Here is a 5045-nt window from a genome sequence, read left to right on the forward strand (position 1 = left end):
CGCCTACCCGTTCGGCGGCGGCCTGCACTGCTCCACCGCCGACGTCTACCGCGAGGGCGAGTGCCTCGACTACTTCCCGAACCGCGTCGAGGATCCCACCCTCGTGCGCCCCGAGATGTGGAAGTAAGCACGACGTTTATCGTGGACTTTCAGGTTGCAAAAGCGGCCTGAAGGCTAAAATCGCCGATCAGCAGCTAAGGGCAGCTGCGTGAGAGGCACAAGTTAGAAAAGAAAGGGGAACAGGTTTCAACGCAAAGGCGCGGCCTGTTCCCCTTCTTTATTTCACGGAACTAGGGCAAGTTCCGTGTCCGGGGCGCCTCTCTTAAGGGCGAGGGGACGTTCCATTCAACCTATCTCACCTCAGAGGAAAGAAAAAGGAGGGATTATGGCACAGGAAAACACCAACGCCACCGAGGGCTATCAGATGAAGACCGGGTGGGGTACCATTGCCATGCTCATCTCTGCAACCGGCATGGGTCTCGTGCCCCTGTTCAGCCGCTGGGCCACGCGAACGGATATGTTCGATGGCACCCTGGGCCTGAACGCCGGTGACTCCATCGGCGCTCTCATGGCCTGCGGCCGCATGGGCATGGGCGTGCTGTTCTTCGTTATCCTGATGGTCGCCACTCACAAGGTGAAGACCTTCAAGGAACTCAAGCTCACTCCCGCCATCGCTCTCGGCGGTTTGATGATTGGTATGTCCTTGGCATGCTACGTGACGTCCACGCTGCTCACGACCGTTGCCAATGCCGTACTGTTCATCTACACCGGCCCGGTGATCTGCGTGTTGGCGGCCCGCATCTTCCGCAAGGAGCCCATGAGCGGCCTGCAGTGGATCTGCCTGCTCGTCGTGTTCATCGGCATGCTGTTCGGCGAGGGCCTGCTCGGCTTCGGCGTGGGCGGCCAGTTCTTCGGCCTCGACTTCAGCCTCGAGACCTCGACGCCCGAGTTCCCGCAGAAGGGCGTGGGCGACGCCTTCGGTCTGCTGTCCGGCCTGTTCTACGGCCTGTCGATGTTCTTCAACGGCTATCGCAAGGATGCTGATACCACGGCTCGCGGCGTGTGGAACTTCATCTTCGCCGTGCTGGGCGCTGGCCTCATCACCATCATCCTGAACTCCCTGGGCTCTCAGCCCGGCATGGAGAACTGGGCGCTGTCCGTGCACTTCACCACCTTCAACTGGATTGGCGCGGTGCTCCTGTGGATCATCTGCGGTCCTATCGCTCTGGGCTTTCTCTTGGTCGCCGGCCGCAACCTGCCGGCTGCTGACTACGGCACCATCGCCTACTGGGAGGTGCCCGTGGCCATCTTCGTGGGCCTGGTCGTCTTCGGCGAGGCGCTGACCGTGAACACTATCATCGGTGGTCTCATGATCATCGCCGGTGGCGCCATCCCGTCCGTCAAGGGCATGGTGGCCGAGCGCAAAGCGAAGCAGCAGCAGGAGATCGCCGAGAACCTCACCGCCCGCATTGCCGAGCAAGAGGACATCGAGGGTCTGTAAGCAGCGCGTCAGAAATGACTGCCGTATAGGAAGAGGCTTCTTATGAAGATGACTAAGAACCTGACGCACATCGCCTCGTCGGTGGAGTTCGAGCCTGCGATGACCGAAGAGCAGCTGGAGGCTGTGTTCGCTCAGAACGGCGTGGCCGGCTTCCCCGCTGAGCTCGACATCGCCGAGCGCACCGAGGAGCATGTGCAGATGGTGTCGCTGGAGAAGTTCATCGCCTTCGCCAAGGCGTCCGGGCTCTCTGCCGTCACCTACGACGTGACCTATTTCCCCCACGCCGACGAGGCCGAGGTGGAGTACCAGCTTAAGCAGCTGGCCCGCGACCTCGAGATCAGCGTGGAAGTAATCCGCGATGTGTGCGCCGACGAGATCGCCGAGTACATCAAGCTCGATGCCGAGCGCGATGCCTCGCTTCCCGTGCACAGCATCGTGGAGTGCTACACCGGGGGCACCGCCTTCGCGTGGTACGGCATGAATCCGTATCCGCGCCTGAAGCGCGTGGTGCTCTCCAAGCTGGCCGCCGGCGGCAAGAAGGCCGAGAAGGCGTTCGTGCTGCGTGCCAGCAAGGCCCAAGTTGACTACATGGGCGACTACTAAGAGGTAACTGGGGCCGTGCGAAGCTTTCGCGCGGCCTCGGCGCATTAAGGGCGCGCACGGCCCAAAAGGTGCGGCACGTGTGCTGGCTGGCACGAGGTGTAACCTCCCGACCCCGGGATATGCCGGCTTGCACGAAGATGGGGAGGTTCGCGCATCTGTGAGACACGGATGCCGGGCCTCCCTCGTTTCTAAAGGGGGTGTTTCCCGATGCGGAAAACACAAAATAAAAAGGGGTTCGGAAAGGATCTGGGTGATTTCCATGGCGTCTAGCGAAACAGCGGTTGCAGTCCAGCGCGATAGCGAGGAGCACGCGACACTGAGGCGCGTAGCGGTCTCCTCCTTCCTCGGGAACTTCATCGAATGGTTCGACTACGCGTCCTATTCCTACTTCGCGACGGTCATCGCGCTCGTGCTCATGCCTCCGGGCGATCCCACGGTGGCGCTGCTGGAGACCTTCGGCGTGTTCGCGCTGTCCTTCCTCATGCGTCCGGTGGGTGCCTTCTTCTGGGGGCACATGGGCGACAAGAAGGGTCGCAAGTGGGCGCTGGCCACCTCCATCCTCATGATGTCGGCGGCCACTTTCGTGATCGGCCTTCTGCCCACCTTCGAGGCTGTGGGCATCCTGGCGCCGATCCTGCTGCTGTGCCTGCGCATGGTGCAGTCGTTCTCGGCTTCCGGTGAGTACGCCGGCGCGGCCACCTTCCTGGCCGAGTACGCGCCGTCCAACCACCGCGGCCTGTACTGCTCGCTCGTGCCCGCCTCGACGGCCACGGGCCTGCTCATCGGTTCGGCGCTCGCCACGTTCATGTTCATGACCTGGGGCCACGACTCGTCCTTCGTGACCGAGTGGGGTTGGCGCATCCCGTTCCTTCTGGCGGGTCCCCTCGGACTCATCACGCACTACATTCGTACCCGCGTGTCCGACTCGCCGGTGTACCAGGAGATGCAGGAGAAGCTGGAGGCGAAGGGCGAGTCCGACGACAAACCCATCAAGCTTCTGCTCACCAAACACCTGCGGCCTCTGCTCGTGTCCTTCGGCGCTTGCATGCTGAACGCCGTGGGCTTCTACGCCGTGCTCACCTACCTGCCCAACTACCTGCAGGACACCGTGGGCTACGACGCCGGCTCCTCGTCGCTCATCACGACGATCTGCCTGGTGGCCTACATCGCCTTCATCTTCCTTTCGGGCCGCATCTCCGACAAGGTGGGCCGCAAGAAGATGCTCATCATCGCCTGCGTGGGTTTCATCGTGTTTACGGTGCCGGCGTTCTACCTGTTGAACTCGCAGAACTTCGCGATCATCCTGATCGTGGAGCTCGTCATGTGCCTTCTGCTCACCATCAACGATGGCACGTTGTCGAGCTATCTGTCCGAGACGTTCCCCACCGAGGTGCGCTACTCCGGGTTCGCGCTGTCCTTTAACTTCGCCAACGCCATCTTCGGCGGCTCGGCGTCGTTTATCTCCATCGCCCTCATCGAGGCGACGGGCAACGCCATTGCGCCGGCCTGGTACATGGTGGCCATCTCTGTAGTCGCGTTCATCGCCATGTGCATGACCCACGACAACTCCAAGAAGAAGCTGACCGAGATCCAGTAGTCGGGAAGCGACAATTTCTGCGGCAGCCGGGCGATCGGGGAGGGTCGCCTGGCTGCCGCTTGCTTGTGCACTTGCACAATGAAGCGAAACTTTGACGGCACTCCAAATATTTCCAGAAAATAACTCTCATCTGGGGTTTCATTGTTGGGCATTTTCTGGTAGAGTCACGCCAAGTAATCAATAAGGAAGCGAGTCTCTCATGACTAAGCCGTTGGCCAAGCCCAAATCCCTGAAAGCTCAGATTACGCGAACCTCGCTGGTGCTGGCTGCGGCCGCCCTGCTTCGCGAGCGTGGTCCCGAGGCCGTTACCTACCGCAAAGTGGCAGAATGGGCCGGTGCGGCCTCTTCTTCGGTCGGTTACTACTTCGATTCCGTCACCGAGCTTCTCTACGAGGCCGGCTGCTACAACATTGAACTGTGGATCGCGCGCGCCGAGAAGGTGGCCCAGGCGGCTGACGCCCTCGATCCCGAGGAATGCCGCGAGCGCTTGGTCGACCTTCTGCTGGAGGCCTGCCTTCCCGACGACACGGTTTCCATGCCCGCCCATTACGCTCAGCTCATCGCCGCCTCCGAGGCCCCCGTCGTCACCGAGGCCTACCGCAAGGGTCGCGAGGCGCTGGACGCGGCCGTGAACCGCATTCTTGTTCGCGCCGGTGTCAGTCTGACGCCGTCGCTAGTGGTCGCCCTGGTGGACGGGGGAGCGGTCAAGGCCATTTCCGAAGGGTACGACGTGCGCGAGATCGCGCGCATGCTGCTGGATTCCGCCGTCGCGCTCGGCTAGCGCGGCATCTTCCGCTCGGCAAGAACAGCGTCTCGCGCTCAGCTACGGCAGCAACTCCGCTCGGCTAGAGCAGCATCCCTATTTCTTGATGACCGAAGCACTTGCACAAAAAGGCCTTAACCCAGTGATTGACGAGATGACAATGATTTTTTGGGAAATTGAAAACTTTCTTCGGTAAAAGGGTTTTGTGCACGTGCAAAAAATGATATAGTGCCCCTAGTCTCAAAAGAGACGGAAGAGTGCCTATGAGATAGGAGCACATGTTATGGCAAAGATCGTCAGCTCTTGGAACGACTGGGATCCGCTGAAGCGCGTCATCGTCGGCCGCTGCGACAACTCCGTCATCCCGCCGGAGGAGCCCGCCACTTCTGAGAAGGTGCCGGTTGACTCCGAGATGCGCGGCATGTGGGGCCTGCGTCCCTCCGACACCGTGGCTCGCGGCAACGAGTGCCTCGAGAACCTCGTGAAGATCCTCGAGGACCGCGGCGTCGTCGTCGACCGCCCGACCCCGCTGCAGTGGAACCAGGCCATCGGCACGCCGGACTTCCGCAACGACTCCATGA

At 61.3% G+C, this 5045-nt stretch carries 4 protein-coding genes and 1 pseudogene; all 5 read left to right on the forward strand.

Translation table 11 applies throughout. The features are described 5' to 3' along the window. Nucleotides 1-385 precede the first annotated feature (385 nt). Nucleotides 386-1501 carry a DMT family transporter gene (locus NE591_RS12055; RefSeq protein ID WP_022739238.1) on the forward strand — a complete coding sequence of 372 codons (1116 nt, stop codon included), beginning with the start codon at nt 386-388 and terminating at the stop codon, nt 1499-1501. A 42-nt stretch (nt 1502-1543) separates the two neighbouring features. After that, nucleotides 1544-2104 carry a hypothetical protein gene (locus NE591_RS12060; protein ID WP_256156728.1) on the forward strand — a complete coding sequence of 187 codons (561 nt, stop codon included), beginning with the start codon at nt 1544-1546 and terminating at the stop codon, nt 2102-2104. Nucleotides 2105-2363: 259 nt separating this feature from the next. Further along, on the forward strand, nt 2364-3701 hold the full coding sequence (locus NE591_RS12065) for an MFS transporter (protein WP_114548704.1): 1338 nt from the start codon (nt 2364-2366) through the stop codon (nt 3699-3701). A 199-nt stretch (nt 3702-3900) separates the two neighbouring features. Further along, nucleotides 3901-4482: a TetR/AcrR family transcriptional regulator gene (locus tag NE591_RS12070; RefSeq protein ID WP_256156729.1), complete on the forward strand. Its 582-nt coding sequence runs from the start codon at nt 3901-3903 to the stop codon at nt 4480-4482. Nucleotides 4483-4747: 265 nt separating this feature from the next. After that, nucleotides 4748-5045: pseudogene (locus tag NE591_RS12075) on the forward strand (serine/threonine protein kinase); the annotation flags it as partial.

It is taken from the genome of Adlercreutzia sp. DFI.6.23, assembly GCF_024462535.1.
In the GTDB taxonomy this organism is placed as follows: domain Bacteria; phylum Actinomycetota; class Coriobacteriia; order Coriobacteriales; family Eggerthellaceae; genus Adlercreutzia; species Adlercreutzia rubneri.

Excerpts from the sequence above, each read along its gene's own strand:
- NE591_RS12070 (WP_256156729.1), top strand. The coding sequence starts at position 3,901 with ATGACTAAGCCGTTGGCCAAGCCCAAATCCCTGAAAGCTCAGATTACG.
- NE591_RS12060 (WP_256156728.1), top strand. The coding sequence starts at position 1,544 with ATGAAGATGACTAAGAACCTGACGCACATCGCCTCGTCGGTGGAGTTC.
- NE591_RS12065 (WP_114548704.1), top strand. The coding sequence starts at position 2,364 with ATGGCGTCTAGCGAAACAGCGGTTGCAGTCCAGCGCGATAGCGAGGAG.
- NE591_RS12055 (WP_022739238.1), top strand. The coding sequence starts at position 386 with ATGGCACAGGAAAACACCAACGCCACCGAGGGCTATCAGATGAAGACC.